Source organism: Peribacillus sp. NPDC097264, from assembly GCF_050277925.1.
In the GTDB taxonomy this organism is placed as follows: domain Bacteria; phylum Bacillota; class Bacilli; order Bacillales; family DSM-1321; genus Peribacillus.
Window position 1 is genome coordinate 301537 of the sequence record NZ_JBNNSR010000002.1, and the last position, 26152, is coordinate 327688.

Below are 26152 nucleotides of genomic sequence, written 5' to 3' on the forward strand. Positions count from 1 at the left end.
CAATCTCCACCCCCGTATGTTAGCAATAGCCAATTATGGCTTTTGCTATTTTATCTACATCCTCTATGCTATCTATTAAATTGGTAGCAATCGCCGCCTTTGGCATTCCAAAGACAATTGACGTCTCCTGTGACTCTGCTATTGCCTTTAAGGGACCAGTTCTTTTCAACTTGGTAAGCCCGCTTGAACCATCCATACCCATTCCAGTCATGACAACAGCTATTTTTGCAAATTCCGCTATTTCACTTACTGATTCGAAAAGCACATCCACCGAAGGACGATGCCCATTTCGCTGCTCGGATTGATCCAATTCTACCGCAAGACTCAACCCAACTTTTTTCACTTTGAAATGGAATCCCCCCGGAGCGATATATGCTACTCCTTTTTGAATCAATTCCCCATCTTCCGCTTCCTTTACCCGTATCCTCGATAATGAATTGAGCCTATCGGCTAAGGATTTCGTGAAGCTGGGAGGCATATGCTGGACAATCAAAATAGGGGCATCGATATTTTCCGGGAGACCCGTCAATACTGTCTGCAAAGCCCTTGGTCCTCCTGTCGATGTACCAATAACTACAATCTTTTTATTGCCATGGAACCATTTTTTCATATCATTATCAATATCGTTAATTTCTTTTGATTCTATTTTACTATATTTTTTCCAGTCTGATGGGTTTCTTTCAACATTTATCGCACTTTTTTGTAGTTTGTGAACATTTGCAAGGCTGGCTGCCATAACTTTCTCACATAGTTCTTCCTTAATTTTATGCAAATCCAGTGAAATAGCCCCTGAAGGCTTAGCAATAAAGTCAATGGCGCCACTCTGCATGGCGATACATGTACTTTCCGTCCCCTCCTTCGTCGTGCTTGATAGCATGACCACTGCTGTCGGACATTCTTCCATAATCCGGTTTAACGCTTCTAATCCATCCATAACCGGCATTTCAACATCCAAGGTGACGACATCCGGTTTCAGCGATTTTATTTTTAATAAAGCATCTTTACCGTTCCTGGCCGTACCAATGATTTCCATTCTATTATCTTCTGCTAAAAGTTCAGAAATCAGCTTCCTCATAAACGCGGAATCATCCACGATCAACACTTTAACCTTTTCCATATAAGGAAACCTACTTTCCAAGAAAATATCGTTTCATATTTTGCAGGAAATTACTTTTTTGTATAATTGATTCTTCACCTAAGCCATGATTTACATATCTAGATACAACCTCGATTAGAGATTTGGAAACAGCCGCATCAGGATAAGAAAGGATAAAAGGAATCTGCTTGGAAACCGCTTTGGAAACGGACCTATCATCGGGGAGATAGCCAAGTGAAACCATCTCCGCTCCAAGGAATTTTCTCAGGGCATTTTGAAGTCTGATCATCGTTTCTTTCCCTTCCTTTTTCGTGAACACTCTATTGCAAACGAGAAAAAATGGAATCTCATCATTTATTGAATGAATGTATTTCATCGTAGAGTAAGCATCCATCACAGAAGTCGGTTCTGGGGTTGTGATGATGATTAACTCATCCACACACAAAAGGAATTTTGCGGAATCCTGTGTGATACCTGCCCCCATATCAAACAATATATAATCATAACTCTCTAGCAGAGAACCAAATTCATCAGTAAAACGTGCATATTTATCTTCATCTAAAGTAAAAAGGTGGGTCAGCCCGGTTCCACCTGTTATTACGGAAATTTGTTCCGGTCCTGTGGTCATAATCTCTTTCAAGCTTAGACCATCTTCAAAAAAGTCAACGATGCTATATGGAGAATGCTGCCCAAATAAGATATCTATATTACCCATTCCAATATCCATATCGAACAACAATACCTTTTTTCCCAGTTTCGACAAGGAAATGGCAAAGTTCAAAGAAAAGTTGGATTTACCGACTCCACCTTTTCCACTCAAGATGGCAAGTGTCTTGGCCATTAAATGGTTTTTTTGCAATTCCAGTCTCCTTCTTAGGTTTTCAGCTTGATCTTTCATAATCTTTAGCTCCAAGAACCATCTTCAATAAATTGGATGAAGTTGCTTTTTCAATATCATCTGGCACATTTTGTCCATTTGTTATATAAGCTACCCCCAATTTATGAGTGTGAATAAAATTAAAGATCGAACCAAAAGTAGACGTTTCATCCGCTTTCGTAAAAATGACCTGCTTAATCGGAATCGTCGTGAACTGTCGATAAATATCCTCCATGTCCTTTTGCTTCGAAGTCAATGAAAGCACTAAGTACGTTTCCATCTCATCTGTGAAGTGGATGATTTCCCCTAGGTCTTTAACATACTGCGGATTGCGAAAATTCCTTCCAGCTGTATCGATGAACACATAATCGTAATGAGAAAAGCGTTCTGTGGCTTTTTTGAAATCTTCCAAGTTATAAGCCACTTCGATTGGAACGTTTAGAATCTTTGCATATGTCTTCAACTGATCGATAGCAGCTATCCTATACGTGTCGGTTGTAATGAAAGCTACCTTCTTATCATGCTTCAGCATGGTCTCTGCTGCTACCTTGGCTAAAGTTGTTGTCTTGCCAACACCTGTCGGACCTACAATATTAATATATTTCTTCTGCAGGCCGGGCCTTCCATTCGGTACCTGATCCACTAGTTTACACAAAGATGCTTCTAGCCAGTTTTTAATCTCTTCATCAGTAGAATCCGCTTTAGTAGCAAACCATTTATCAAGGAGCTCGTCCATGATTTGTGAGCGGATAACTGTATCGACATCCTGTTCGATAAGATACTCATAAACTTGTTGTAATTTCTCCGGATAATGGGCGTGTGATGGGATTTGTATATTTCTTATCATCCCTTTTAACCCCTCAATTTCCTTTACCAGTTCAACATCTCCCCGGTTGATTTGTTTTGATGCAGCCTGTTCATTGTTTTTCGCTTTAGTACTCTCAAGTGCCGGTTTTACAGGCAGCTTTTTCTCTTTTTGTTTAGTTACGGGTTGGGCGGGCTGTGAAACGGGATCGATGGCAGCCATGACTTCAATATTCCTTTTCTTGAACAACCCTAGAAAACCACCCGTGAATACCGCTTTCGAACTTAAAATGACCGCTTCACTGCCTAACTCTTGTCGTATCTGCTTCATGGCTTCAGACATGGAAGGTGCCATATATTTCTTTACTCTCAATCAATATTCACCACCCCTACACTTTGTACTTCTACATTTGATTCGAGTTCATTGTATGAAAGAATCGGTACATTGGGAAAATAACGTTCTGTCAATTGTCGAGCGTACATACGTACAGCTGGGGAGCAAAGCACAATCGGTTGATGATCCATCAAAGTCAGCTCCTCCAATTTACTGGCAATCGCCTCTAGTATCGACTGGGATACAGTCGGATCGAGCGATAAAAAGTTACCATGTTCAGTTTGTTGTACCGCATCTGCAATCGCCTTCTCCACTTTTCCCGATAAAGTGATGACTTTTATCCGGTTTTCTCCTGAAATAAAGGAGTTCGTAATTTGCCTTGCTAAATTCTGCCTTACATATTCAGTGAGCAAATCGGTATCAGTAGATAACTTTCCATAATCAGCAAGCGTTTCAAAAATGATTGGTAAGTTCCTTATCGAAACTTTTTCTTTCAATAGTTTTGCCAAGACCTTTTGGACATCCCCAATCGATAATGGATTCGGGGTGACCTCCTCTACGAGAATCGGCGATGTTTCTCGTAGATGATCGATTAATTGTTTCGTTTCCTGCCTGCCCAAAAGTTCATGGGCATTAGCTTTGATGACTTCCGTTAAATGCGTGGAAACCACACTCGGAGGATCCACCACGGTATAGCCCATCATTTCCGCATGCTCTTTCATGTCTTCCGTAATCCATTTAGCAGGCAGACCGAATGACGGTTCAACCGTATCGATTCCTTCTATTGTATCGTCCTCTATGCCAGGACTCATGGCTAAATAGTGGTTCAAAAGTAATTCTCCGTTGGCAATTTCACTTCCCTTGATCTTCAAGCGATACTCATTAGGATTCAACTGGATATTATCCCGAATCCGCACCACCGGGATGATCAGACCCATTTCGATTGCCAGCTGTCTGCGGATCATGACCACCCGATCGAGAAGGTCTCCTCCCTGATTCGTATCGGCAAGGGGGATTAGTCCATAGCCAAATTCAAATTCAATGGGGTCGACACTCAAAAGGTTCACGACGCTTTCAGGACTTTTCATTTCGTCCGTTTCCAATACTTCTTCCATCTCCTGGATTTCATTTTCATCAGGTTGTGGTGTTTTGGAAATGACATATCCACCCAGAACCAACAAAGCGGCAATCGGCATTGTGAATACATCCGATATGGGGGTGAATAATCCCAGGAGGAAAATTGTTGCTGCAGTCAAGTACAGCATTTTAGGAAATTGAAATAACTGCTCAACGATATCCGCGCCTAAATTTCCATTAGAGGCTGCACGAGTCACGACAATCCCTGTAGCCGTTGAAATCAGTAATGCCGGCACTTGGCTGACGATTCCATCGCCCACCGATAACATGGAAAAATGGACGGCTGATTCGCCAAAGCTCATGTCCAATTGCATGACACCGATGATCATCCCAAAAATCAAGTTGATGATGACAATGATTATACCTGCTATGGCATCACCTTTTACGAACTTGCTCGCCCCGTCCATGGATCCATAGAAATCGGCTTCGTTGCTGATTTTTTCTCGCCTTGTACGTGCTTCGCCTTCAGATATCATCCCAGCGTTCAAATCCGCGTCAATGGCCATCTGTTTCCCAGGCATCGCATCCAGCGTAAACCTTGCCGCTACTTCAGATACCCTTTCGGACCCTTTCGTGATGACAATGAAATTGATGATGACCAAGATTATAAATACCACTAAGCCTACAAGAACATTCCCTCCAACCACGAAGGAGCCAAAGGTTTCAACGACACCGCCAGCATCTCCATACGTCAAAATGGCACGAGTCGTGGACACATTCAATCCGAGTCTGAATAGTGTTAATAATAAGAGCAGCGACGGAAAGATTGAAAACTCAAGCGGCTCTTTCATATTCATCGTAGTCAATAGAACCAACAGCGCAAGAGATATATTTAAAAGAAGTAAGATACTTAATAACCAAGTTGGTAATGGTATGACCAACATGGCGACAATCATGATGACACTCGATATAACAACCAAATCTCTTGCTCGCATGTTTTTCTCTCCTAACTAACAGGTAACAATCTACCTTTTAAAGCTTGCCTTTCGTTTTATATACAAAGGCCAGTATTTCAGCGACTGCCTTAAAAAACTCTTCCGGTATCGCTTGTCCCACTTCGGCTTGATCATATAACGATCTTGCCAAAGGCCGATTTTCCACCATGACGACATCATTTTCTTTCGCGATATATTTAATCTTCTGAGCAACAAAATCCACACCCTTCGCCACGACAAAGGGAGCTTCCGCTTCATTTTCATCATATTTTAGAGCAATGGCAAAATGCGTGGGGTTTGTAATGACAACGTCCGCATTCGGCACTTCCTGCATCATTCTCTGGGCAGCCATCTGACGTTGCTTTTGCCTGATCTTAGATTTAATGAGCGGGTCGCCTTCAGAATTTTTATATTCATCCTTAATATCTTGCTTAGACATCCGGATGTTTTTTTCAAAGTCATATTTTTGATACATATAGTCCAATAGTGCAATGAACAATAAAGCCACGGCAGCATAATACCCTACTTTAATCGTAATATCCGCCAATGTTGCCATTGCATCTGCCACAGATATCTGTGATAAAATCATGATCTCTTCCATACGGTTCCAAAGTACATAAAAAGCAACAAAACCAACAAATGATATTTTAAGAATGGATTTCAATAATTCAACAATTGCCCTCATGGAAAAAATTCGTTTAAACCCTTTAATGGGGTCCAGCTTTTCGAGCTTGAACTGGATTGATTCCGTAGAAAACATAAAACCGATTTGCATCACATTGGCCAAAATCCCTGCTACCACTGCTGCCAGAAAAACAGGACCCAGAACAAGTCCCATCTCTACAAGAATTTCGAGCAAAATGACTTGCATCCCCTCTTCACTGAAATCGGCCATCGTGAAGTTCTGTAGGTATTTCTTCATAAGGGAGAGTAAATGATTGTACATATAGGGTCCCATCAACAGCAACACTGAGAATACAGTGATTAAATTAACTGAGGTGTTGACATCCTGGCTTTTGGCAACTTGCCCTTTTTTCTTTGAATCCTGACGTTTTTTTGGGGTTGCCTTTTCCGTTTTTTCACCGGCGAAAAACTGTAAATCCAGTTGTATCCATTCCATTGTCATAAGCCCCCGATCAGCTGCATTAACTGACGCATCGTCAGGAGCATGAAGTTAAATAACTGTGACACAACCGTCATCATCATTCCCATGACTATGATGACAATCGCTAAACCCACGATGATTTTCACAGGGATGCCGACAACAAAAACATTTAGTTGAGGAACGGTCCTTGCTAGGATACCAAGCGTGACATCCACTAAAAATATGCTCCCCACTACTGGGATCGCCATTTGAAAGGCAATCATAAATGCTTTACTAAACGCCTTGGCCAAGTACTCAATTATTGTTTGGTCGCCGAACGGGACGAACAATTGGTCAATCGGGATAAATTGATAGCTATAAAAGATTCCATCCAGTAGTAAATGATGACCATTGGTGCTTAATAGAAACAATAGGGCTATCGTGTATAAATATTGTCCCATCAAGGGACTTTGTGCTCCTGTTTGTGGATCGATGACATTCGCTATCGAAAAGCCCAGTTGAAAATCGATTAACCCACCGGCAATTTGGACCGCAGACAAGATCATATAAGCAGCAAACCCAATGAAAAGTCCTACAAGTGCTTCCTTCATGATCAATAAATAAAAAGTCACATCCAAATCCAGAACCGGGGCATCGATGGTATAGTACATGATCCAAGCCAGGAAAACCCCCAACCCGATTCTGTGCTGTATCGGAATTGATCGATACGAAAAAATCGGCATGGCCACGAAAAAGGTAGTAACCCTGACTACTATTAATAAAAAAGCAGGAAAGTAAGGGAATATTTCTTCCATGCCCTAACCTACAAATCGATTCAAATTACCGAATATATCATTGGCATATGATAATAGATGACTGAGCATCCATGGGGCCAATAAAATAAGCGCCAATAAAACAGCCACAATTTTCGGAACGAAGGCCAATGTCTGCTCCTGAATCTGAGTGGTTGCCTGAAAGATACTTACTAATAACCCGACCACAAGAGCTATCAACATCAACGGACCCGCAATAATCAACACCATATAAATTCCTTTTTCTGCTACATCAATCACATAATCTGCACTCATCTTTTCTCACCTGCTTAAAAACTCTGTAATAATGACTTCACTACTAAATACCAACCATCAACAAGAATGAAGAGAAGGATCTTGAATGGGAGGGAAATCATGACCGGCGGTAACATCATCATTCCCATTGACATCAGGACGCTGGCAATGACCATATCTATCACTAAAAAAGGAATGAAAATCATGAATCCTATTTGAAAGGCCGTTTTAATTTCACTGATTGCAAATGCTGGAACAAAAGCAGTCAAGGGGATATCCTGTATCGTTTTTGGCTGTTCTACCTGGGCATAGTCAAGAAATAAGGCCAGGTCTTTCTGTCTCGTATGAGCGCTCATAAATTCCTTAAAAGGAATCGCTGCTTGCTCATACGCCTCTTCCAAATCAATTTCTTCATTAAATAAAGGAGTCAATGCCTTCTCATTCACTTCCTGGAAAGTGGGAGCCATGATGAAAAAAGTCATGAAAAGAGCCAAGCCGACCAGTACCTGGTTCGGCGGCATCTGTTGCGTCGCCAGCGAAGTCCTGACAAAACTGAGTACGATGATGATCCTCGTAAAACACGTCATTAAAATCAATATACTAGGAGCAAGAGATAAAACGGTTAGCAAAAGAACTAACTTGACGGAAGTAGAGACGCTAGTGGGATCACTGTTGTTAAAGAACTCCATGAACTCATTCATTCTTTGTCTCTTCCTTTCCTATCAAGTTCTTTTAACAGCTTCTTCCTGCTTTTAGACATTTTCTCGAGCTGATTTTTGAACTCCGAGGAAAAACTATTAGTCTCTGTTTCATCCTTTTTCAGCCATTTGCCTTTCATTTTTGCCACAAAATCTCTTGGCTGGATCATCTGGTCCATTTTCCCATTGTAATCTTCTATCAGCTGTTCATATTCTTTTGGATCATCTATTTCCTTTAAAAGTTGGATGTTTTCACCAACGCCTACGACTAGAATCCTTCCTCCGACTTTTACAAGCTGTACGGATCGGTTTGCCCCGAGACTCGTACCTCCCAGATTCTCAACCGAATTGGCTTTTTGATACGTTTTGCTTTTCTTTCCTACAAATCTTAAAACTATATAGAGCAGCACGACCACAAAAATGGTCGCAAGAATCATCCTGAGGAACTCCCATCCAGTAATCCCCACTTTTTCAGGATTCGTTGCTTCATCGGTAGATTGGGAATCGGTAGAAAGGGATTCTTTTGATTTATCAGTTTTATCCGTTTTTGAATTTTCTGGCTCAAAAAAATTCTTTACTGTGTCATCCTGATCTTGTGCATGGACCTGAATGGCCCCGCAAAACAAAATGACTAGCGCTAGTGAAACTTGAAGCCATTTTTTAAAAGCAAACAATATGAAGACACCCTCTTAGTTAGCTTAGTGCTTTATTTATGGCTTCCAATACGCGATCGGCTTGGAACGGTTTTACAATGAAGTCTTTGGCTCCCGCTTGGATGGCATCAATGACCATTGCTTGTTGGCCCATTGCAGAGCACATGATGACCTTGGCTTGAGGATTTACCTTTTTAATTTCCTTTAATGCGGTAATTCCATCCATTTCAGGCATCGTTATATCCATCGTTACAAGATCCGGGTGCGTTTCTTTATATTTCTCAACTGCTTGGGCTCCATCTGCCGCTTCCCCGACAATCTCAAAGCCATTTTTAGAAAGAATGTCCTTGATCATCATTCTCATAAATGCTGCATCGTCTACAATTAATATTCTATTTGCCATTTTGTTTCTTCCCCCAAATTTTATCTAATTTTTTTTAATCGGTCGCTCTGACTCATAATATCAGTAACTCGAACTCCAAAGTTTTCATCAATGACAACAACTTCACCCTTTGCGATTAACCGGCTGTTTACAAGAATATCAACAGGTTCCCCAGCCAGTTTATCCAATTCAATGATAGAACCGGATGACAACTCCAGGATTTCCTTGACCGAACGCTTTGTCCTGCCAAGTTCTACCGTTACTTGAAGTGGAATGTCCATCAGCATGCTGAGGTTCTTCGTTTCCGATTCTTGAAGTTGATAAGGCTGAAAACTTGTGAAACTAGCTGGTTGGATATTTACAGGCTTACCATTGGATGCACTTGGTGAACCAAAATGCTGAGGTTCATTAGGCATTTGATAAGTCTGTTGTTGTGCCTGATAAGGCATTTGTCCATATGGATCATGGACTGATTGGTTCGTAATGGGCATCTGTGATTGAACAGTCGCTTGTGTCGGAATGCTCTGCGGCTGATTTTTGGCCACCTGTTCCATCGTTTTTGGAATTTCGGCAGGTTCACTATCTCCGGTACCATTCAATAGTTCATCGACCAACCCCTTAGCGAACTCTAAAGGCAATAACTGCATGATGCTTGAATCAATTAAATCACCGACGCGCAGCCGGAACGAAATTTTTGCAAATAGATCTTCGTTCGGGATGGCGTCCTCGCCTTCGCCGTTCAAAAAATTGAGTAAATCTATGCTAGGTGGAGAAATATCAACCTTTTTGCTGAAAATGGTCGACATTGACGTAGCGGCGGACCCCATCATTTGATTCATTGCTTCCTGGACCGCACTTAATTGGATTTCCCCTAGCATATCCGAAGGACTTAATCCATCACCACCCAACATCAAATCGGCGATGATGGCTGCATCACTTTGCTTGATGACAAGCATATTGATACCGGAAAACCCCTCCGTATACCTTACTTGGATGGCCACATATGGCTGTGGAAACTCCTCTGCTATTTTACCCTTTTCAATGATGGTAACAGTCGGAGTCGTGATATCCACCTTTTGGTTCAATAAGGTAGATAATGCAGTTGCTGAGCTTCCGAAAGAGATATTCCCGATTTCACCGAGTGCATCCAGTTCCATTGCTGATAAATAATCAGCAATGGGAAGCGAGCTTACCCCTTCATCTGTATCATCTGTACCTTTTAAAAGGGCATCTATTTCGTCTTGTGAAAGCATTTCGTCACTTACCATCTTCGTCTCCCCCTTTCAAAATATCAAGAATCTGGATGGCATGTTTTTTACCTACTTTGCCTGGTTGCCCACTATATTTTGGAATTCCTCCAACTTTAATTAATAAAGGTTGATCGATTGCCTGATTTAAATCGATAACATCACCTACATCAAGAAGCAGAAAATCCTGTATGGTAATATCAGTGGTTCCAAGTTCGGAAATGATTGGGAGGTCTGAATTCCTGATACGCGTTTCCAAGACCTTGATTTCCTCAGGCAGTCTTTCTTTTTGGGACGTTTCCATCCAGTAATGAGCAGATAACTTTGGTATGATCGGTTCTAATACGACGTGCGGTATACATATATTGATCATTCCACTTGTTTCACCAATCTGGGTATTCAACGAAATGACCACCACTGTGTCATTGGGTGAAACTAGCTGTAAGAATTGCGGATTCACTTCGAATTCCGTCATCACCGGTTCGATTTCGACAATCGTCTCCCAGGCTTCTTGTAAATTTTCAAAAGCCTTCTCAAAGAGATTTGACATGATTTTCGTTTCGATTTCCGTTAGACTGTCAACTTTATTTGCACTGACGCCCCTGCCGCCCAACACCCGGTCCATCATGGAATACGCAATATTCGGGTTGACCTCAAGTATGATGCGACCATCCAAGGGTGGAACCTCGAATACATTCAAAATTGTCATTTTTGGGATGGACCGTATAAATTCTTCATAAGGGATTTGGTCAGCGGAAGCGACCGAAATTTGAACATAGGTTCTTAGCTGCGCTGAAAAATAGGTTGTCAATAACCTTGCGAAATTGTCATGGATGCGTGTCAAACTCCTGATTTGGTCTTTCGAGAACCGGAGCGCTCTCTTGAAGTCGTACACTTTCACCCTTTTTTCTATTTCTTCTTTCTTTAAATCATCTGCATCCATTTCTCCTGTAGAAATCGCTGATAGTAGTGCATCAATTTCATTTTGCGATAATATTTCCCCGGACATTAGCATTCACCTCCAAAACTTCCCCTTCTTATTTAATGAAGTCAGGATGTTCTTATTGAAGAATCGAGGAGGTTATATAAACCTTTTCAACTTTTCCTTCTTCCATTAATTCATTAATTTTAGTCTTTAATGTATTCTGAAGTTTTTCCTTGCCCTTTTTACCTGTCAAATCTGTTGCCTTCATTTCGGAAAGCTCGGTTATAATGATATTTTTCACTTGAAAATTCCTTTTTTCCAGTTCTTCTTTAGCCTTTTTACTATCTGTCTGGACCATAAATGATATTTTAATATAATCATTGCCCGCTAGATTCGTCGTAATCTCAGGAATTTCAACAGAAGATTTAACGATTTCATCTATACTTGGCTTGTCTTCTGCCGATGTGGGGTCAGATAACTTCGTAACAACCACTACTGCTATGACGCCAACCAGGGTTATCGCCACAAGCATAATCAATATAATCGTCAATAGCTTTTTTTTCATACGCTTCCCTCCCCATCTTTTTGAAATCCAAGAACGTTAACGGAACGGTAGAATTGAATGATAGCCTGAATCAATTCCTCTTCTTTCTCAAGTACTACAATCTTCTTGCCATTTGTAAAAGTAATGGTCGTATCCGGCAGCGATTCGACCGTATCTATGTACAATGCATTAATATGAAATCTTTTGCCATTCAGCCTTGTCACTTTAATAATAATATGTAGGAGCCAGAGCAAATCAGCGCCTGGCTCCTCCCTCCCTTAACCTATCGTTTTAAGTTAACCAGTTCTTGCAGAATTTCATCAGACGTCGTGATGATCCGCGAATTCGACTGGAAACCACGCTGAGCAACAATCATCTCCGTGAACTCTTCGGATAAATCGACGTTGGACATTTCCAATGACCCGGATGCAAGTGTTCCGCGGCCATCCCCAGCTACACCGATGTTCGCCGTTCCTGAGTTAATCGATTCCTGGAATGTGCTACCGCCAGTTTTGGTTAAACCAGAAGCGTTTGAGAACTTGGCGATGGCCAACTGACCCAATGTCACGATTTTCCCGTTTGAGTATATTCCATTAATTTCACCTGAAGCGCCGAAGTTAAAGCTTTCCAGTTTTCCTTCTTTATTACCGTTTGGATTGACAAGAGCTGTTGTTGTTCCTGCAACTTGGGTAAGGTTTGAAAAATTATAATTTATGGTAGCTTCTGTTTTATTACCAGAAGTGTAATTACCGTTATTATCAAAAGCAAGAGTAGTTAATTGACCTGAACCTGTAGTACCAGGAACAGTCGGTGGTTCCTGGTCTACAAATACATCCCATGAACCAGTAGTAGCATTTGGTTCAGATGTTTTTTGAAAATACATCGTTTTCGTTTGTTCTTGACCCTTATCATCAATCACTTTGATTTGCTGACTAAATACGGAACCTTTAATAGCGTCTGCTGCAAGATTCTCACTCACGGTTACTGTAGTTGTCTTTACTGCCGGTAAAACAGCATTTACGTTAACTGCTACATCACCGATTGTATTCGATAATTTTCCATTTGCATCAACCTTGTAGGCTTGCACTTTGGATCCACTCGAGTTTACGAGGGTACCATTATCATCTAAATAGAAATTTCCGGCACGTGTATACGATAAGGCGTCACCTTGTTTAACGACGAAATAGCCATCACCGGATACAGCCAAGTCTAGATCACGTCCAGTAGTTTGCAAGCTTGATTGACTATGAATCGTGTCTATCGTCGCGATTGTAGATCCTAAACCTACTTGTTTGGCATTGGTCCCCCCTCTATTTTCCGTTGCAGCACTTGCCCCTGATATTGTTTGGTTCATCGTATCACTGAAAGTAACACGGCTTTTCTTAAAACCATACGTATTTACATTAGCCACATTATTCCCGATGACATCCAATTTTGTTTGTAAGTTTTTCAACCCACTGATTCCTGAGTACATTGAACGAAGCATATTAAACGTTCCCCTTTCATATTAGCGACTGCTTCTGTCATTCCACAGTCTAGGCTTCCTATACTAGGGCCGGCCCGTTAATCCAGTAATATGGTTCCATTGATATTCGTGAAAATTTGAGACGATGCTTCATCTCGGTCCATGACAGTGATAACTTTGTTATTTTTCGTGCTGACTACGAGCGCCGCATTATCGGTGATTATGAGTGACTCTGTCACTCCCATCTTTTTGGCCTCACTTGCTTTATCGGCAATTAGATCCCAAGTTTGGGGATTTATTTCTATTTTCCTTTGATTCATCCGCATTTGAGCGTGTTTACTGATCGTCAGTTTTTCAACATCTGTTACAGCTGTCTTGAAGTGCTGTTGAAATCCTTGCTGGACCGTTTGCCTTTGTCTCAAGGGTGATTTCATCAGTGGTATCGCTTGAGCGGAATTAGTTTGAAAGCCTAGTTTATTCATCGTTCCGCTCCTTAAGCGCCAGCTATTTTTATCAATTGCTCTCTTGATAATTTTGTGCCTGTTTCATCATCCACTTCGATTTGCAGCTTGCCATTATTCATCGATACTGATGTTACAATGGCCGACTGCTCACCGTTTTTCTCATCATTCCACGTGACACTTTTACCAATCAGCTCGCTTGCTGTCGTCAGGCTATTTGAGCCTGTTCCCGTCTGCTTCATGGCTGAAATATTCGCCGGTTCAAGTTTGGTTCCATCTTCTAAAAGGAAATAAACTTTATCTCCTTTAAATTGAATTGAATCCACGATTCCTGTTCCTTCTTCAATTGCAAGGTTCTCATCACCCTCGTCAAGTTTATGCCATGTCACTTCTTTGCCAACAAAGGAGTTATAGTTCATCAAACTATTTTGCTGATTGGATGCAAGCAACTCGTCCATTTTAGTTCCGATATTCATCATCTGTTCTAAAGATGAAAAAGTCGCCATTTGGGCTATGAACTCCGAGTTGTCCATCGGGCTTGAAGGGTCTTGATTTTGTAGTTGAGTAAGCAACAACTTCAGGAAATCATCTTTTCCTAGATTATCCCCCGTTTTTCTTGTTTCGGTTTGATAGTTTGATAACATGAGTGATGTATCAATCGTCGTCATTTCTTCACCTACACTTCTAGATTTAACAGGGCTTCAGCAAATGAACTGGTAAATTCACTTTCTGATTCTTCGTTACTTTCCTGCTTGCTTTCTTGGTGTTGTCTGCTTTGGTCCTCTGCATCTTTCTGGCTGAATTTCTCTGCATTGAAAGAGTTGAAGGCCTGTGCAATTTCGATTTTTTCGATTTGAATGTTCTGCCCGCTAAAGGCTTGCTTTAATCCTCGAACTTGGTTCTCCAACATATCCTTTGCATGTGCTGTAGTGGCTAAGATTCTTGCTGTCATCAGTCCATCTTTTTGGATCAATTCAATTCTGAGCGAGCCCAGGTGTTCAGGGTTCAGTCTAATTAACAGCTTATTGACGCCATTCGTTCCTGAGAAATTTGATTTGTTCAAAATGGATTCAAATCGCTTGACGAATTCCTCTTGACTTACGTTCTGACCACTTTTGGAAGCTGTCAAAACCAATTGTTCTATCTTGCTCATTTGAACGGGAACACTTGGATTTAAGTGGGTGCTTTCCTCTGTATTCAGAACCTCTTGTCCATCTGTTTTATCATTTTTTGTTAGAGTGAAATTAAGCTGATCCGGTTTTAAAATTTGGATTGGCAAACCCAGGCCTTGCTTGTTTCCTTCTTTATCAGCCTCTACCATCCGAGAGAATGCATTCCTCACCGTTTCGAGAGATTTATTCTGCCCTTTGTCCACTAGAACTGAAAAATCAAGATCTCCACTTTTTTTCTGTTGCTCATTGGACACCCATTTTTCAAGCTTTCCGGTTATTCCATCAAGCACGTTCTTCATTTGCTTCTGGATGGATGCTTCGTCCAGTGTCATATCTTTAGTTTCTGATAGAAGTTCCTGAACTTTCACTAGCTTTAAAAGGTTTGCCGTTCCCTCTATTGGGAGCTGTTTCCACTCATCTTCACTTAACGATGCAACCTGTTTAAGGATTGTATATAGGTCCATGACATTAGCACCGAGAAGACTTTGAGCGTCGAGTGCCATCTCTTCCTGGTCACTATCTAAATCAAGTTCTTCGATACTTGTAAAAAATCTCTCTAGACTAGTTTTGTCATCACCGTTAAGAATTTGCAGTAGCTGTAAAAGTAACTCTCCCGAACCTGACGACTCGTTTATTAACAAGTCCTCAGCTGCTACTCCCCCTTCAAGATCACTTAAATTGGATTGTTTCAAGAAATCCACCAAATCCTTTAGTGTTGTGAGTTCTTTCTCCGAAAGAGTGATAGATTCTGCATCCAACGTCTTGTCCGAATCTGTCTCTACAGTCAATGCGGATTGAAGGGCGGATCCAAACTGGGCATTTGATCCTTGGCTCTGGTTGGGTTGTACTTTTTTATTCACTGATGCCAAAGGTAGCATCGAATTAATGGCCGAATTCACGTTTAAATCACCTCCTTTCATGCGACTTACGTACTAGACTCTGTTAGTTTCTTCGTTAATCTGACAGCATCTGCGGTAGGCATCTGCTCCAAGACCTTCGCTAATGTATCAGCTTTCATACTTGCCAAGATTTTCACGGCATCTTCATCGTTCATCTCCGTAATGATTGGCGCTGATTTTTTAGGAGCCATCGTTTCATATGTGCGTATGATGTCCTTGAATGCCCGTTTACTCCCATCCTGGCTTTCTTTAAGCTGATTCAATTGAGTTTGTATTTGCTGTTTTTCTGCCTCAGCCTTTTCGACCGCCTGATCACGGGTGTCAATGATGCTTTCAAGTTTCTTTATCTCTTTTTCCTTGTCTTTAATTTCAGTCTCTAGTCTAGCCAATCTTTTTGAATCCTTACCAATCTCTTGTGCAGGTTTTACTTTTTCATCATCTTTTTCAAATAGTTCAGTAAAGGGGATTTCCCCTGATAGCTCCTTAGCCTTTTCCATGACATTCACACCGGCTACAGTAAAAACGATCAATGCAACAGTCACCGCAAAAATCAAAGGGATAAAGATGACAAGAAACCATTGAAATTTACTTATTTTACTTTCTTCCAATTCATCCAATCCAGTTGGTTCTTCTTTTTTACGCATTCTATCACCTAACGCCCTTTACTTAAGAATTGCCTGATAGATATTTCATCCATTTGTCTATTCTCATCTTCCTTGATGATATCCAAGAATTTATGAAAATCGTTTTCTTTCATTTTCTCGTACTTCTTCACTTCAATATTTCTTTCCATTAATACTTCTTGCAGGACATTCATTTTATAACGAGCTTCTATGACTTCCTCCTGGCTAAGACTTATGAGCTTTTCAAGATTGTCCATAAACAGCTGGTGATGGCGAATTTCTTGAATGGACAAACCATTTCTCAACCTTTCCTCTTGGAATGCCAGTAAGTCCTCTTTCTTCTTCAAGAACTTATATAGTTTTCCAGCCACTTCTTCAAACTTTTTCAGCGCTGTATTATATTTAGATAGTGCATCTCTTTTTTCTTTTTCTTTTATGGTAAGAATCTTTTCGAACTTATATTGATAAATCATAGCTACTCACCTCTTTCCATCAAATCTACAAGGTTTCCTATACTTATATCTTTAGGCGCCTTTTCATGAGTGCCCTGCTTTAAAAATGAAATGATTTCCGGGTAGCGCTTTATGGAATTATCTATTTCCTTCGAAGATCCCCTTTTATAAGCTCCTATATTAATTAAATCTTCCGAATCCATATAAGTAGATAAGTTTGCACGTAGTTCTTCTGCCGACTTTTTGTGTCTTTCTCCAACGATGTTATTCATGACTCGGCTGATGCTCTTTAAAACATTAAGCGCGGGATACTGGCCCTTGTTAGCCAAATTACGGTCTAAGATGAAATGCCCGTCCAATATTCCCCTGACTGCATCAGCAATTGGTTCATTCATATCGTCTCCATCAACAAGAACCGTATAAAAGGCTGTGATAGATCCTAGTTGATTTGTTCCCGTTCTTTCTAAAAGTCTTGGAAGAATGGCGAATACCGATGGTGTATACCCTTTTGTCGTAGGTGGCTCACCGACAGCTAGTCCGATTTCCCTTTGGGCCATCGCCACCCTTGTGACAGAGTCCATCATCAACATTACATTCAATCCCTTATCCCGAAAGTATTCTGCAATTGCAGTTGCTGTCATTGCTCCTTTAATCCGCATCAACGCTGGCTGATCGGAAGTTGCCACCACCACAATGGAACGAGCCAATCCCTCTGGACCAAGATCCTTCTCAATGAACTCCCGAACCTCCCGACCACGTTCCCCAACAAGTCCAATAACATTTAAGTCAGCTGTCGTATTCCTGGCCACCATGCCTAGCAATGTACTTTTCCCTACTCCACTCCCAGCGAAAATCCCGACACGTTGCCCTTTTCCGACTGTTAGTAGACTATCTATCACCCTGACACCAACATCAATCGGTTCATCAATCGGTGGTCTTTCCATAGGATTGGGAGGATCTTGATCGACTGGTACCGTAGCTAGTCCCTTCGGAAGCAGGGAATGATCGATGGGAAAACCCAGAGGATCGACAACCTGGCCAATCAATCCGCTTCCCACTTTTATCTCAAGGCTACGCCCACTTCCTTCGACGATGCACCCTGGTGAAATATCACTCACAGCTGTAAATGGCATGAGAATAACCATTTCATCGCGGAAACCGACGACTTCAGCCAGTATCGGTTTTTTCTTTTTTTGAACACCGGTATAGATATAGCAAACGTCTCCAACAGAGCTTTCAGGGCCTTGAGATTCAATCATCAACCCTACGACACGCTTGACTCGGCCATAGTGTTTAAATGTATCGACTTCATCAATATAGGGTATGAGGTCTCTCGCTTTCATCTTTACTCCCCTTCCAACAGTTCGGATAGTTTTGCCTTAATTTCTAGTAGTTGACTATCGACACTTGCATCAATTCTTCCATTCTCCGACTCTATGATACAGCTGCTTTCATCCAATTCATCATCAGGATAAATATATAATTCCGCTTCTTTTGGAAAAATCGAAATCATTTCATCCTTGTGAGAAAGAATCGATTGGTATCTGGACGGATGAATGTGCAACTGAACTTCCCGGTATTCCCTTGCTTCTTTAATCGCTCCCTTAACGAGAGATAAGAATGTTTCTTCCTTAGCCTCCAATTGCTGTCCGATGATTTTTTTGGCTACGTTCAATGCTATATCTAGAATGACTGATTCAGAGGATTCAAGATGTTGCTGATAATCTACTTTTGATGCCTCCACCACTTCTTTCGCAAAAGCGATGTCCCCGGCCATCTCGTTATAGCCCTTTTGAATTCCATCCTCAATTCCCTGTTGGTATCCTTCTTTTTGTGCTTGTTCAATGTATATTCTTTTTTCCTCTTGCTCCCAATAATTCTTCGCTTGTTGAATTTCTTCGACAATCGTTTCGGCTTGCTGCTTTGCTTCTATTAATATGGCATCCGCTTCTTGTATGGTTTGATTAAGAAATTCATTAGGTGGGAAGTGATTGGTGACTTGCCCCTCATCATTTTCTGTTGCCTGGACATCAAATTGCCGGATTTTAATCGTGAATTTGTTACGTTCATCTTCCTTCGCCTGATGAGATTTAATAATTCTAGACAATAATATCATCCCCTCCGCCGCGGGCGATTACAATTTCACCAGTTTCTTCAAGGCGGCGAATGACAGCAACGATTCTTGATTGTGCTTCTTCTACATCACGTAGACGAACAGGTCCCATATATTCCATTTCTTCCTCAAAGGTTTCGACCATCCGTTTGGACATATTGCGGAATACAATGTCTTTCACTTCCTCACTTGCCACTTTAAGTGCAAGTTTAAGATCTTCATTATCAGATTCCCGAACCACACGTTGAATGGCTCTACCATCAAGGGTCACGATATCTTCAAAGACAAACATCCTCTTCTTGATTTCTTCTGCAAGTTCAGGGTCTTGAATTTCAAGAGCATCCAAAATGGTTCGTTCCGTGGAACGATCGACTCCGTTCAGGACATCTACCACAGCTTCGACACCACCGGTTTGTGTATAATCCTGGGTAACGGTTGCAGAAAGTTTTCTTTCTAATATCTGTTCCACTTCATTAATAATCTCTGGCGAAGTGCTATCCATCAAAGCAATCCTTCTTGCAATGTCTGCCTGCACTTCTTGAGGCAGTTCTGATAAAATTTGTCCGGCCTGTGTCGGATCTAAATAAGATAAAATCAGGGCAATCGTCTGAGGGTGCTCATTTTGAATAAAGTTCAATATTTGCCCTGGGTCTGCTTTACGTGCAAAGTCGAAAGGCCGAACTTGCAGGGATGAAGTTAAACGGTTAATGATGGCCGCAGCTTGATCGGTACCTAACGCCTTTTCCAAAACCTGCTTCGCGTATCCTATCCCACCTTGCGAAATATAATCCTGTGCTAAAGCGATGTTATGAAATTCCTCTAAAATCTCTTCCTTATCGTGCGAGTCGACACTTCTAACTCCTGAAATCTCCAGAGTCAGCCTCTCGATTTCTTCTTCTGAAAGATGCTTATATACGGATGCAGAAACATCCGGGCCTAAGGAGATAAGGAGGATTGCCGCCTTTTGTTTACCTGTCAATCCACCCTTTTTCTTTCGATCTATCACTTGCATGGCCTCCTAATCTTCTGCTATCCAGCTTCTTAATAATTTTGCGAATTCATCTGGCTTCTCTTTAGCCAATTTTTCAAGCTGTTTCCTTTTTAAAGAGGCCTCCGATTCCGTCTCTTTATTTAAATCAGGAACTTGGAATTGGGCTTCCTCTTCTACTTCCTCGTAATACTCCTCTTCCAAATCCCGTTGACGTCTTGAACGGAAGAATAAGACTAATAGAATGATAATGACTAGCAATAGAACTCCACCAACAATATAAACCCATATCGGTAGTGAGGAAGCATTCTCCTCTTCTGAGATCTTCATTTTTCCATTAAAAGGTTGTACGGAAATGGCAATCTTCTGATTTAATTCATCATCTGTCAGTTCTTCCCCTACCGCTTTTTTATCTATCGTCGTTCGGATAATCGTACTTAGGATTTGTGTGATATCATCCACGCTCTGTTGAGATAATGAATTCGGATCATCAGCGGTAGGTGGTTCTACCATGACTTGAATGCCTAAATCCTTGACTTTATATGGACTTTCAACGATTTCTTTCTTGATTCGGTTCACTTCACTATTTATAGTTTCATCTGTTTTTTCATAATCGCCTGAACCTGTCGTACCTTCTACATAACTGGAACCCAATGAATCCGCGGAGTCTTCACTTTGGGGAATTCCCCCATTTTCAGCTGCGTCCCCGCTATACGATTCGTTGATCCTTTGGGCTGAAATTTCTATTCCAGCCATATTTTCCTCATCCACCGGCTCCACAAGGTTCTCTTCCCGATTTTCTTGAGTAAAATCAATGTCGGTCGTAACGGAAACGGCCACTTTATCCCGCCCCATAATAGTTCCAAGCATATTTTGCACTTGTCTTTGTATATCTCGTTCTATTTCTTTTTTTATCTCATTTTGAGATTGAAAAGCAGAACCGAATGACGAATTTTCATTTTTAAGGTCATAATACTCAAAATCTTGATTCATGATGACGATATTATCTGTAGGAAGGTTGGGAACACTTTTCGAAACAAGATGATATAGGGAATTGACTTGACTCTCCTCGAACTTATAGCCCGATTTCGTATTCAATACAATCGATGCTGAAGCTTCACCGGCGGATTCGCTGACAAAGACTCCTTTATCAGGAAGCGTAATCATGACGCTAGCGTCCTCGACTCCATCAATTTTCTTTATTAAATTGGATAACTCTGTTTGCATCGTATCCAATTTAATTACATTAAACTCATTTTCAGTCATTCCCAATCCAGCTCCCTGGCTAAAGAATGAATAATCGATGCTACCAGACTCTGGTATTCCCTCAGCCGCTAGTTCGACTTTGAGCGTATCAACACTTTCTTGTGGTACTTTGATGGTTGTACCGTTATCCGCAATCTCGTTTTTTATTCCTTGACTGTCTAAATTTTCTTTTATGCTACCCGTCTCGGATGGTTTCAGATTGGAATATAACGGAACCAATGTCGTTCGGGTTGCGAAAAATGAGGCAACCATGACGATGATGATGACTAATGCCGTTGAACCAATCATTATCATCTTTTGTTTTCTACTTCTTGTACTCCAGTAACCAGTTATTTTATTTTTAAAGTTCACTAGTGCATCATTCATTTAAATCCCCCGGTCAGTCTATGAATTTATGAGAGGAGGCATTTTCCCCCTAGCCATTTTTTCTCTCTTTATATGAGGTCTTTAAAATGAATGTTAAATGCTCATTCTCATCATTTCCTGGTAGGCTTCGACCACTTTATTCCGAACCTCTAACGTAGCCTGCATCGTAATGCTCGCCTTTTGTGAAGCAATCATCACATTATGAAGTTCCACGTCTTCTCCGTTAGCTAACTTAGCTGTAAGGCTGTCCGATGATACCTGGGCCTCGTTAACTTTATTCATAGTTTCTTTTAATACGGACGCAAAATCTTGTTGCGCTTCGTATGGTGTACTTGTGTTAGTCTGCTGACTTTTCCATGCTTTATCTATATTGCTTATGCTTGAAAGAGAAATCCCCTCCATAATGCACACGCTCCAATCAAAAATTATTTACCGATTTCTAATGCCTTCATCATCATTCCCTTTGATGCATTCAAAACAGTGACATTGGCTTCATAGGATCTAGTGACGCTCATTAAGTCGACCATTTCTCTCAGTGGATCCACGTTTGGCATCTCTACATATCCATCTTCATTTGCATCTGGGTGATCTGGATTGTAATCCAGTTCAAATGGTGTTTCATCTTTAACAATTCCTGATACTTTTACACCTGTACCCGTACCGTTCGTTTTTCCGGTTGCTGCATCTAGAAAACTTGCAAAACTTGCTTCCTTATTTTGCAGAACAACCGATTTTCTTGAATAAGGTTTCCATTGTCCCGACTCCGCATCAAATTCGGCTCTAGTCGTATCGGCATTAGCCATATTGGCAGAAATCACATCCATCCGAAGCCTTTGGGCAGTCAAAGCTGAGCCCGTCGTATTAATACTCTGAAAAATCCCCATTACTTCCCACCCCTAATCACTGATTCCAATGACTGGAATTTACCCGAAAGTCTATCCGTTACAGCATTATAATAAATTTGATTCGTAGCCAGGTCCGTCATTTCTTTATCGACATCCACACTGTTCCCGTTACTGTTATAATTCACATTGTTCTGTGTAACAATGGAAGAAGTCGCTTTGCCGTTTGATTTAAAGCTAAAGTGCCTGTCATCGGTACGATATGATTGAATAGCCGTATCAAGTTCTGTTCGAAAGGACTTTGTATTAGAAACATCTTTCGCCTTATAATTCGGCGTATCGGAATTAGCAATATTTTGCGAAATGACCTTTTGTTTCGTACTAGAAAAATTCAGAGCGTTTTCCAGTGATTGAAAGGTATTTGAAAATAACTCCATTTTGTCGTTCCCCTCTTTCTATCCAAGCAAATAATAACTTATGTGATAAATAAATCCATTATCTTAATATCCTTAATTTTAAAGAAACGCAAGAACGATGTCTATAATCAATATATAGACTTTAGACCTATTATAGTCGAAAAATGTCACAATTTGCTCAAATTTATAGCTTTTTTATTTAAATTTCTAGTCAATTGTGACGTTATATTACATTATTTTATGATTTTATCCATTTTTTATCTTTAAATACTTATTTATCATACAGAATCACAAACCCATATACCTGATACTTTAGAACTAATTAGTATAGAAACCATCAGGTATATATTGGTAATAGTTTAATGGTAATCTACATACTGCTTCAGCAAAGGGTGAATTAACGTGTAAAAAATCAGATTTTTTACAAATACTGACTCCCTAATTTTTTTAAAAGAATATAAAACTATTAAAGCATTCGACTTTTTTCCACATATTAAACTTCCCGGAAATTCCGATTAATAAATGCCTGAGATATAAAGTATTCTTAAAATTAATGAAGACAATCTTTTATTGACCATAGAGGACTGTCTATTCAGATAGCTATTACAGTATAATTACCCTATATAAGGAAAATTATACTGTATTTTGGATAAACGATTCTTTATCCTCATACTGCCTATTAGAATTTGATTCCAATTACCCTATAATGGAAAACTTCATTATAAATTGAACCTCCTACATGTTCTTATAACTACTACCTTAGTTTTACCGGATGAAGGATATATTAAATAAGTGCAATTTAATATATATACGATTATATTTCGTACCTAACCCCAAAAAGGCACGATCTCTCACCCACTAAGAGATCGTGCCTTTTTGGTTAGATTGCTAGAAATCGAGATGCTAATTTTCTCCATCTACATTTAAAGATAAAAAAAGGATCCGGAATTAAATTCCCGAACCCTTTCCTTTGGTACTATCAGCTTTATATCTAGAGCTGAATTTTAGTTATTTTTAAGTTTTTCTAACTCGTTAAGGAATTTATCGTTCAATACTTTGATGTACGTCCCTTTCATTCCTAATGAACGTGATTCAATAACACCGGCACTTTCAAGTTTTCTAAGTGCATTTACGATTACTGAACGAGTAATACCAACTCTGTCTGCAATTTTAGATGCAACAAGTAATCCTTCGTTCCCTTTAAGTTCTTCGAATATATGTTCAATAGCTTCTAATTCACTGTAAGAAAGTGAAGATATAGCCATTTGAACGACTGCTTTACTACGTGCCTCTTCTTCAATCTCTTCTGATTTCTCACGAAGGATTTCCATTCCAACAACAGTGGCTCCATACTCCGCCAAGATTAAGTCGTCATCATGGAACTTATCTTGTAATCGAGCAAGAATCAATGTTCCTAAACGATCTCCCCCGCCCATGATAGGAACGATGGTAGTTAGGCCATTTGAAAACAACTCTTTATTCTCAATTGGGAAAGCTGTATATTCGCTTTCAATATCGAGGTTAGAAGATGTTTCTTGGATGTTGAATAGATTCTTTGTATACACTTCAGGGAATTGCTTATCTTCTAACATTTTATACATACGTTCATTTTCGATTTGTTGGCTTACTGCGATTCCAAGTAATTTTCCGCGACGGCTAACGACGAATACATTCGCTTCGATTACTTCACTTAAACTTTCTGCCATTTCTTTGAAATTAACTGCTTTTCCTGCTGCTTTTTGGAGCATTGCATTAATTTTTCTTGTTTTTGCTAATAAGTTCATCTGACTTGTTCCTCCTAAAAATACCATGGTTCACAATTGACTATGAAGTTGTATTTCCGTAATGTGATGTAATTTGCTTAGGCAATGAATATTGCCGCTGGTTCATTCTAAAGGATAAACTGGCTTAAGTCTTTATTACGGGCAATCGAGCCCAGCTTATCTTCGACATATTGAGGAGTGATTGTAATCTTCTCCATCGTAATGTCAGGAGCTTCGAAAGATAAGTCCTCTAGAAGACGCTCCAGGATTGTATGAAGGCGCCTTGCCCCAATATTATCTGTGTTTTGATTAACCTCGAAAGCCACTTCTGCTATCTTACTTACAGCTTCGTCAGAAAATTCAATTTCTATACCTTCTGTTTCTAATAAAGCTACATATTGCTTTAACAGAGCATTATCCGGCTCGTGTAAAATTTTCACAAAGTCTTCGACGGTCAATTTGTTTAATTCCACACGGATTGGAAAACGGCCCTGCAGCTCAGGAATAAGATCCGAGGGTTTAGCCGTATGGAAAGCCCCTGCTGCAATGAAGAGTACATGATCGGTTTTAACGGATCCGTATTTTGTTACAACTGTAGACCCTTCAACAATTGGAAGGATATCCCGTTGTACACCTTCTCTTGAAACGTCCGCTGAAGAACTTCCCGACTGTTTGCTAGCGATCTTATCAATTTCATCGATGAATATTATCCCATTTTGCTCTGCACCGTATACAGCATCCGATGTTACTTCATCCATGTCGATTAATTTTGCCGCTTCCTCATTGGTCAAGACAACTCGTGCTTCGCTTACTTTCAATTTACGCTTTTTATTTTTCTTGGGCATCAAGCTTCCCAAGGCATCCTGCATATTCATCCCCATTTGTTCCATTCCCGAACCTTGTAGCATATCAAACATGGATGCGGCCTGTTCTTCCACCTCAACTGTAATCATTTCATTCTCTAACTCGCCTTTAGCCAGCTGATTGGCCACAAGCTTTCTTTTTTGCTGAAGGCTTAAATCTTCTGAGTTGTCACTCGAATCCTGTTCAGCTTGATTCGTTCCTCCTCCGAAAAATGCTTCGAGAGGGTTTTTGAAATTGCTCTGTTTTTTATTAGATGGCACTAATAAATCAATTAAACGGCGATTGGCATTTTCCTCTGCCCGTTCTCTGACACTAACCATCTTTTCTTCCTTCACGAGGCGGACGGAAGTCTCCACTAAATCACGCACCATGGATTCTACATCACGGCCGACATAACCGACTTCCGTAAATTTCGTTGCTTCCACTTTCACAAAAGGAGCACCAACCAATTTAGCCATTCTCCGAGCAATTTCTGTTTTCCCAACACCAGTCGGTCCAATCATTAATATGTTTTTAGGAACGACTTCATCACGAAGTTGTTCTGAGAGTAAAGAACGACGATATCGATTACGCAATGCAACCGCTACTGCACGTTTTGCTTCACTCTGTCCTACAATATATTGATCCAGTTTCTCTACGATTTGCCTCGGTGTTAAATTAGTTTTCTTTGACATTGTGC

29 protein-coding genes are annotated in these 26152 nt (G+C 40.5%); all 29 read right to left on the minus strand.

What is annotated here, in order from left to right:
• Positions 1–19: 19 nt before the first annotated feature.
• Positions 20–1117, minus strand: coding sequence for a protein-glutamate methylesterase/protein-glutamine glutaminase (locus tag ACQKL0_RS04085; RefSeq protein WP_407407646.1), 1098 nt, complete (start codon positions 1115–1117; stop codon positions 20–22).
• A gap of 10 nt (positions 1118–1127) precedes the next feature.
• Complete coding sequence (locus ACQKL0_RS04090) at positions 1128–1994, minus strand: MinD/ParA family protein (protein ID WP_427686384.1); 867 nt, start codon at positions 1992–1994, stop codon at positions 1128–1130.
• On the minus strand, positions 1978–3150 hold the full coding sequence (gene flhF / locus ACQKL0_RS04095; RefSeq protein WP_427686386.1) for a flagellar biosynthesis protein FlhF: 1173 nt from the start codon (positions 3148–3150) through the stop codon (positions 1978–1980). The genes ACQKL0_RS04090 and flhF overlap by 17 nt, the downstream gene beginning before the upstream one ends.
• Positions 3147–5183 carry a flagellar biosynthesis protein FlhA gene (flhA, locus tag ACQKL0_RS04100; RefSeq protein ID WP_402868357.1) on the minus strand — a complete coding sequence of 679 codons (2037 nt, stop codon included), beginning with the start codon at positions 5181–5183 and terminating at the stop codon, positions 3147–3149. The genes flhF and flhA overlap by 4 nt, the downstream gene beginning before the upstream one ends.
• A 37-nt stretch (positions 5184–5220) precedes the next feature.
• Positions 5221–6303, minus strand: coding sequence for a flagellar biosynthesis protein FlhB (gene flhB, locus ACQKL0_RS04105; protein WP_402868355.1), 1083 nt, complete (start codon positions 6301–6303; stop codon positions 5221–5223).
• 2 nt (positions 6304–6305) lie between these two features.
• Positions 6306–7082, minus strand: a complete 777-nt coding sequence (gene fliR / locus ACQKL0_RS04110) for a flagellar biosynthetic protein FliR (protein ID WP_402868354.1) — start codon at positions 7080–7082, stop codon at positions 6306–6308.
• A gap of 3 nt (positions 7083–7085) precedes the next feature.
• Positions 7086–7355: a flagellar biosynthesis protein FliQ gene (fliQ, locus tag ACQKL0_RS04115; RefSeq protein ID WP_402868351.1), complete on the minus strand. Its 270-nt coding sequence runs from the start codon at positions 7353–7355 to the stop codon at positions 7086–7088.
• Positions 7356–7369: 14 nt separating this feature from the next.
• Complete coding sequence (gene fliP / locus ACQKL0_RS04120; protein ID WP_402868349.1) at positions 7370–8035, minus strand: flagellar type III secretion system pore protein FliP; 666 nt, start codon at positions 8033–8035, stop codon at positions 7370–7372.
• Positions 8032–8706 (minus strand): flagellar biosynthetic protein FliO, encoded by a 675-nt coding sequence (locus ACQKL0_RS04125; RefSeq protein WP_427650991.1) that lies wholly within the window; start codon positions 8704–8706, stop codon positions 8032–8034. Before ACQKL0_RS04125 ends, fliP begins: the two co-directional genes overlap by 4 nt.
• A 19-nt stretch (positions 8707–8725) precedes the next feature.
• Positions 8726–9088: a response regulator gene (locus tag ACQKL0_RS04130; RefSeq protein ID WP_063231856.1), complete on the minus strand. Its 363-nt coding sequence runs from the start codon at positions 9086–9088 to the stop codon at positions 8726–8728.
• Positions 9089–9108: 20 nt separating this feature from the next.
• On the minus strand, positions 9109–10335 hold the full coding sequence (gene fliY / locus ACQKL0_RS04135; RefSeq protein ID WP_427686388.1) for a flagellar motor switch phosphatase FliY: 1227 nt from the start codon (positions 10333–10335) through the stop codon (positions 9109–9111).
• Positions 10325–11323 (minus strand): flagellar motor switch protein FliM, encoded by a 999-nt coding sequence (gene fliM / locus ACQKL0_RS04140; RefSeq protein ID WP_402868343.1) that lies wholly within the window; start codon positions 11321–11323, stop codon positions 10325–10327. The genes fliY and fliM overlap by 11 nt, the downstream gene beginning before the upstream one ends.
• Positions 11324–11375: 52 nt before the next feature.
• A complete protein-coding gene (gene fliL, locus ACQKL0_RS04145) occupies positions 11376–11804 on the minus strand; it encodes a flagellar basal body-associated protein FliL (RefSeq protein WP_402987906.1) in 429 nt (142 codons plus the stop codon).
• Entirely contained in the window at positions 11801–12016 is a 216-nt protein-coding gene (locus tag ACQKL0_RS04150) for a flagellar FlbD family protein (protein WP_402988021.1), read from the minus strand. The genes fliL and ACQKL0_RS04150 overlap by 4 nt, the downstream gene beginning before the upstream one ends.
• Before the next feature lie 50 nt (positions 12017–12066).
• Positions 12067–13269 carry a flagellar basal-body rod protein FlgF gene (flgF, locus tag ACQKL0_RS04155; RefSeq protein ID WP_402987903.1) on the minus strand — a complete coding sequence of 401 codons (1203 nt, stop codon included), beginning with the start codon at positions 13267–13269 and terminating at the stop codon, positions 12067–12069.
• A 77-nt stretch (positions 13270–13346) separates the two neighbouring features.
• Entirely contained in the window at positions 13347–13730 is a 384-nt protein-coding gene (locus ACQKL0_RS04160; RefSeq protein ID WP_402987900.1) for a TIGR02530 family flagellar biosynthesis protein, read from the minus strand.
• Positions 13731–13741: 11 nt separating this feature from the next.
• Positions 13742–14377 carry a flagellar hook assembly protein FlgD gene (gene flgD, locus ACQKL0_RS04165; RefSeq protein WP_402987897.1) on the minus strand — a complete coding sequence of 212 codons (636 nt, stop codon included), beginning with the start codon at positions 14375–14377 and terminating at the stop codon, positions 13742–13744.
• 8 nt (positions 14378–14385) lie between these two features.
• The gene (locus ACQKL0_RS04170; protein WP_427686391.1) at positions 14386–15780 is read right to left on the minus strand and encodes a flagellar hook-length control protein FliK; all 1395 of its coding nucleotides are present in this window, start codon (positions 15778–15780) and stop codon (positions 14386–14388) included.
• 26 nt (positions 15781–15806) lie between these two features.
• Positions 15807–16424, minus strand: a complete 618-nt coding sequence (locus ACQKL0_RS04175) for a MotE family protein (protein ID WP_427686393.1) — start codon at positions 16422–16424, stop codon at positions 15807–15809.
• Positions 16425–16432: 8 nt separating this feature from the next.
• On the minus strand, positions 16433–16876 hold the full coding sequence (gene fliJ / locus ACQKL0_RS04180; RefSeq protein WP_402868333.1) for a flagellar export protein FliJ: 444 nt from the start codon (positions 16874–16876) through the stop codon (positions 16433–16435).
• 2 nt (positions 16877–16878) lie between these two features.
• A complete protein-coding gene (gene fliI / locus ACQKL0_RS04185; protein ID WP_402956307.1) occupies positions 16879–18198 on the minus strand; it encodes a flagellar protein export ATPase FliI in 1320 nt (439 codons plus the stop codon).
• Between the two features lie 2 nt (positions 18199–18200).
• Complete coding sequence (gene fliH, locus ACQKL0_RS04190; protein ID WP_427686394.1) at positions 18201–18962, minus strand: flagellar assembly protein FliH; 762 nt, start codon at positions 18960–18962, stop codon at positions 18201–18203.
• Positions 18955–19974, minus strand: coding sequence for a flagellar motor switch protein FliG (gene fliG, locus ACQKL0_RS04195; RefSeq protein WP_402956303.1), 1020 nt, complete (start codon positions 19972–19974; stop codon positions 18955–18957). The genes fliH and fliG overlap by 8 nt, the downstream gene beginning before the upstream one ends.
• 12 nt (positions 19975–19986) lie before the next feature.
• Entirely contained in the window at positions 19987–21588 is a 1602-nt protein-coding gene (fliF, locus tag ACQKL0_RS04200; protein WP_427686396.1) for a flagellar basal-body MS-ring/collar protein FliF, read from the minus strand.
• 93 nt (positions 21589–21681) lie between these two features.
• The gene (gene fliE, locus ACQKL0_RS04205) at positions 21682–21990 is read right to left on the minus strand and encodes a flagellar hook-basal body complex protein FliE (protein ID WP_402956299.1); all 309 of its coding nucleotides are present in this window, start codon (positions 21988–21990) and stop codon (positions 21682–21684) included.
• Between the two features lie 23 nt (positions 21991–22013).
• Positions 22014–22472, minus strand: coding sequence for a flagellar basal body rod protein FlgC (flgC, locus tag ACQKL0_RS04210; RefSeq protein ID WP_402956297.1), 459 nt, complete (start codon positions 22470–22472; stop codon positions 22014–22016).
• A complete protein-coding gene (flgB, locus tag ACQKL0_RS04215; protein ID WP_402956295.1) occupies positions 22472–22867 on the minus strand; it encodes a flagellar basal body rod protein FlgB in 396 nt (131 codons plus the stop codon). Before flgB ends, flgC begins: the two co-directional genes overlap by 1 nt.
• Before the next feature lie 983 nt (positions 22868–23850).
• Complete coding sequence (codY, locus tag ACQKL0_RS04220; protein ID WP_402868321.1) at positions 23851–24630, minus strand: GTP-sensing pleiotropic transcriptional regulator CodY; 780 nt, start codon at positions 24628–24630, stop codon at positions 23851–23853.
• Between the two features lie 107 nt (positions 24631–24737).
• Positions 24738–26147, minus strand: coding sequence for an HslU--HslV peptidase ATPase subunit (hslU, locus tag ACQKL0_RS04225; RefSeq protein ID WP_402868319.1), 1410 nt, complete (start codon positions 26145–26147; stop codon positions 24738–24740).
• Between the last annotated feature and the right edge of the window lie 5 nt (positions 26148–26152).

What these genes read in the sequence shown, in the direction of transcription:
- flgF (WP_402987903.1), bottom strand. Translation starts at nt 13,269, where the DNA reads ATGCTTCGTTCAATGTACTCAGGAATCAGTGGGTTGAAAAACTTACAA.
- fliR (WP_402868354.1), bottom strand. Translation starts at nt 7,082, where the DNA reads ATGGAAGAAATATTCCCTTACTTTCCTGCTTTTTTATTAATAGTAGTC.
- fliM (WP_402868343.1), bottom strand. Translation starts at nt 11,323, where the DNA reads ATGTCCGGGGAAATATTATCGCAAAATGAAATTGATGCACTACTATCA.
- fliE (WP_402956299.1), bottom strand. Translation starts at nt 21,990, where the DNA reads ATGGAGGGGATTTCTCTTTCAAGCATAAGCAATATAGATAAAGCATGG.
- flgD (WP_402987897.1), bottom strand. Translation starts at nt 14,377, where the DNA reads ATGACGACGATTGATACATCACTCATGTTATCAAACTATCAAACCGAA.
- ACQKL0_RS04175 (WP_427686393.1), bottom strand. Translation starts at nt 16,424, where the DNA reads ATGCGTAAAAAAGAAGAACCAACTGGATTGGATGAATTGGAAGAAAGT.
- fliP (WP_402868349.1), bottom strand. Translation starts at nt 8,035, where the DNA reads ATGAATGAGTTCATGGAGTTCTTTAACAACAGTGATCCCACTAGCGTC.
- codY (WP_402868321.1), bottom strand. Translation starts at nt 24,630, where the DNA reads ATGAACTTATTAGCAAAAACAAGAAAAATTAATGCAATGCTCCAAAAA.
- flhA (WP_402868357.1), bottom strand. Translation starts at nt 5,183, where the DNA reads ATGCGAGCAAGAGATTTGGTTGTTATATCGAGTGTCATCATGATTGTC.
- ACQKL0_RS04160 (WP_402987900.1), bottom strand. Translation starts at nt 13,730, where the DNA reads ATGAATAAACTAGGCTTTCAAACTAATTCCGCTCAAGCGATACCACTG.
- fliF (WP_427686396.1), bottom strand. Translation starts at nt 21,588, where the DNA reads ATGAATGATGCACTAGTGAACTTTAAAAATAAAATAACTGGTTACTGG.
- fliI (WP_402956307.1), bottom strand. Translation starts at nt 18,198, where the DNA reads ATGAAAGCGAGAGACCTCATACCCTATATTGATGAAGTCGATACATTT.
- ACQKL0_RS04130 (WP_063231856.1), bottom strand. Translation starts at nt 9,088, where the DNA reads ATGGCAAATAGAATATTAATTGTAGACGATGCAGCATTTATGAGAATG.
- ACQKL0_RS04090 (WP_427686384.1), bottom strand. Translation starts at nt 1,994, where the DNA reads ATGAAAGATCAAGCTGAAAACCTAAGAAGGAGACTGGAATTGCAAAAA.
- fliL (WP_402987906.1), bottom strand. Translation starts at nt 11,804, where the DNA reads ATGAAAAAAAAGCTATTGACGATTATATTGATTATGCTTGTGGCGATA.
- flhB (WP_402868355.1), bottom strand. Translation starts at nt 6,303, where the DNA reads ATGGAATGGATACAACTGGATTTACAGTTTTTCGCCGGTGAAAAAACG.
- ACQKL0_RS04085 (WP_407407646.1), bottom strand. Translation starts at nt 1,117, where the DNA reads ATGGAAAAGGTTAAAGTGTTGATCGTGGATGATTCCGCGTTTATGAGG.
- fliY (WP_427686388.1), bottom strand. Translation starts at nt 10,335, where the DNA reads ATGGTAAGTGACGAAATGCTTTCACAAGACGAAATAGATGCCCTTTTA.
- fliQ (WP_402868351.1), bottom strand. Translation starts at nt 7,355, where the DNA reads ATGAGTGCAGATTATGTGATTGATGTAGCAGAAAAAGGAATTTATATG.
- flgC (WP_402956297.1), bottom strand. Translation starts at nt 22,472, where the DNA reads ATGGGGATTTTTCAGAGTATTAATACGACGGGCTCAGCTTTGACTGCC.
- flgB (WP_402956295.1), bottom strand. Translation starts at nt 22,867, where the DNA reads ATGGAGTTATTTTCAAATACCTTTCAATCACTGGAAAACGCTCTGAAT.
- hslU (WP_402868319.1), bottom strand. Translation starts at nt 26,147, where the DNA reads ATGTCAAAGAAAACTAATTTAACACCGAGGCAAATCGTAGAGAAACTG.
- fliJ (WP_402868333.1), bottom strand. Translation starts at nt 16,876, where the DNA reads ATGATTTATCAATATAAGTTCGAAAAGATTCTTACCATAAAAGAAAAA.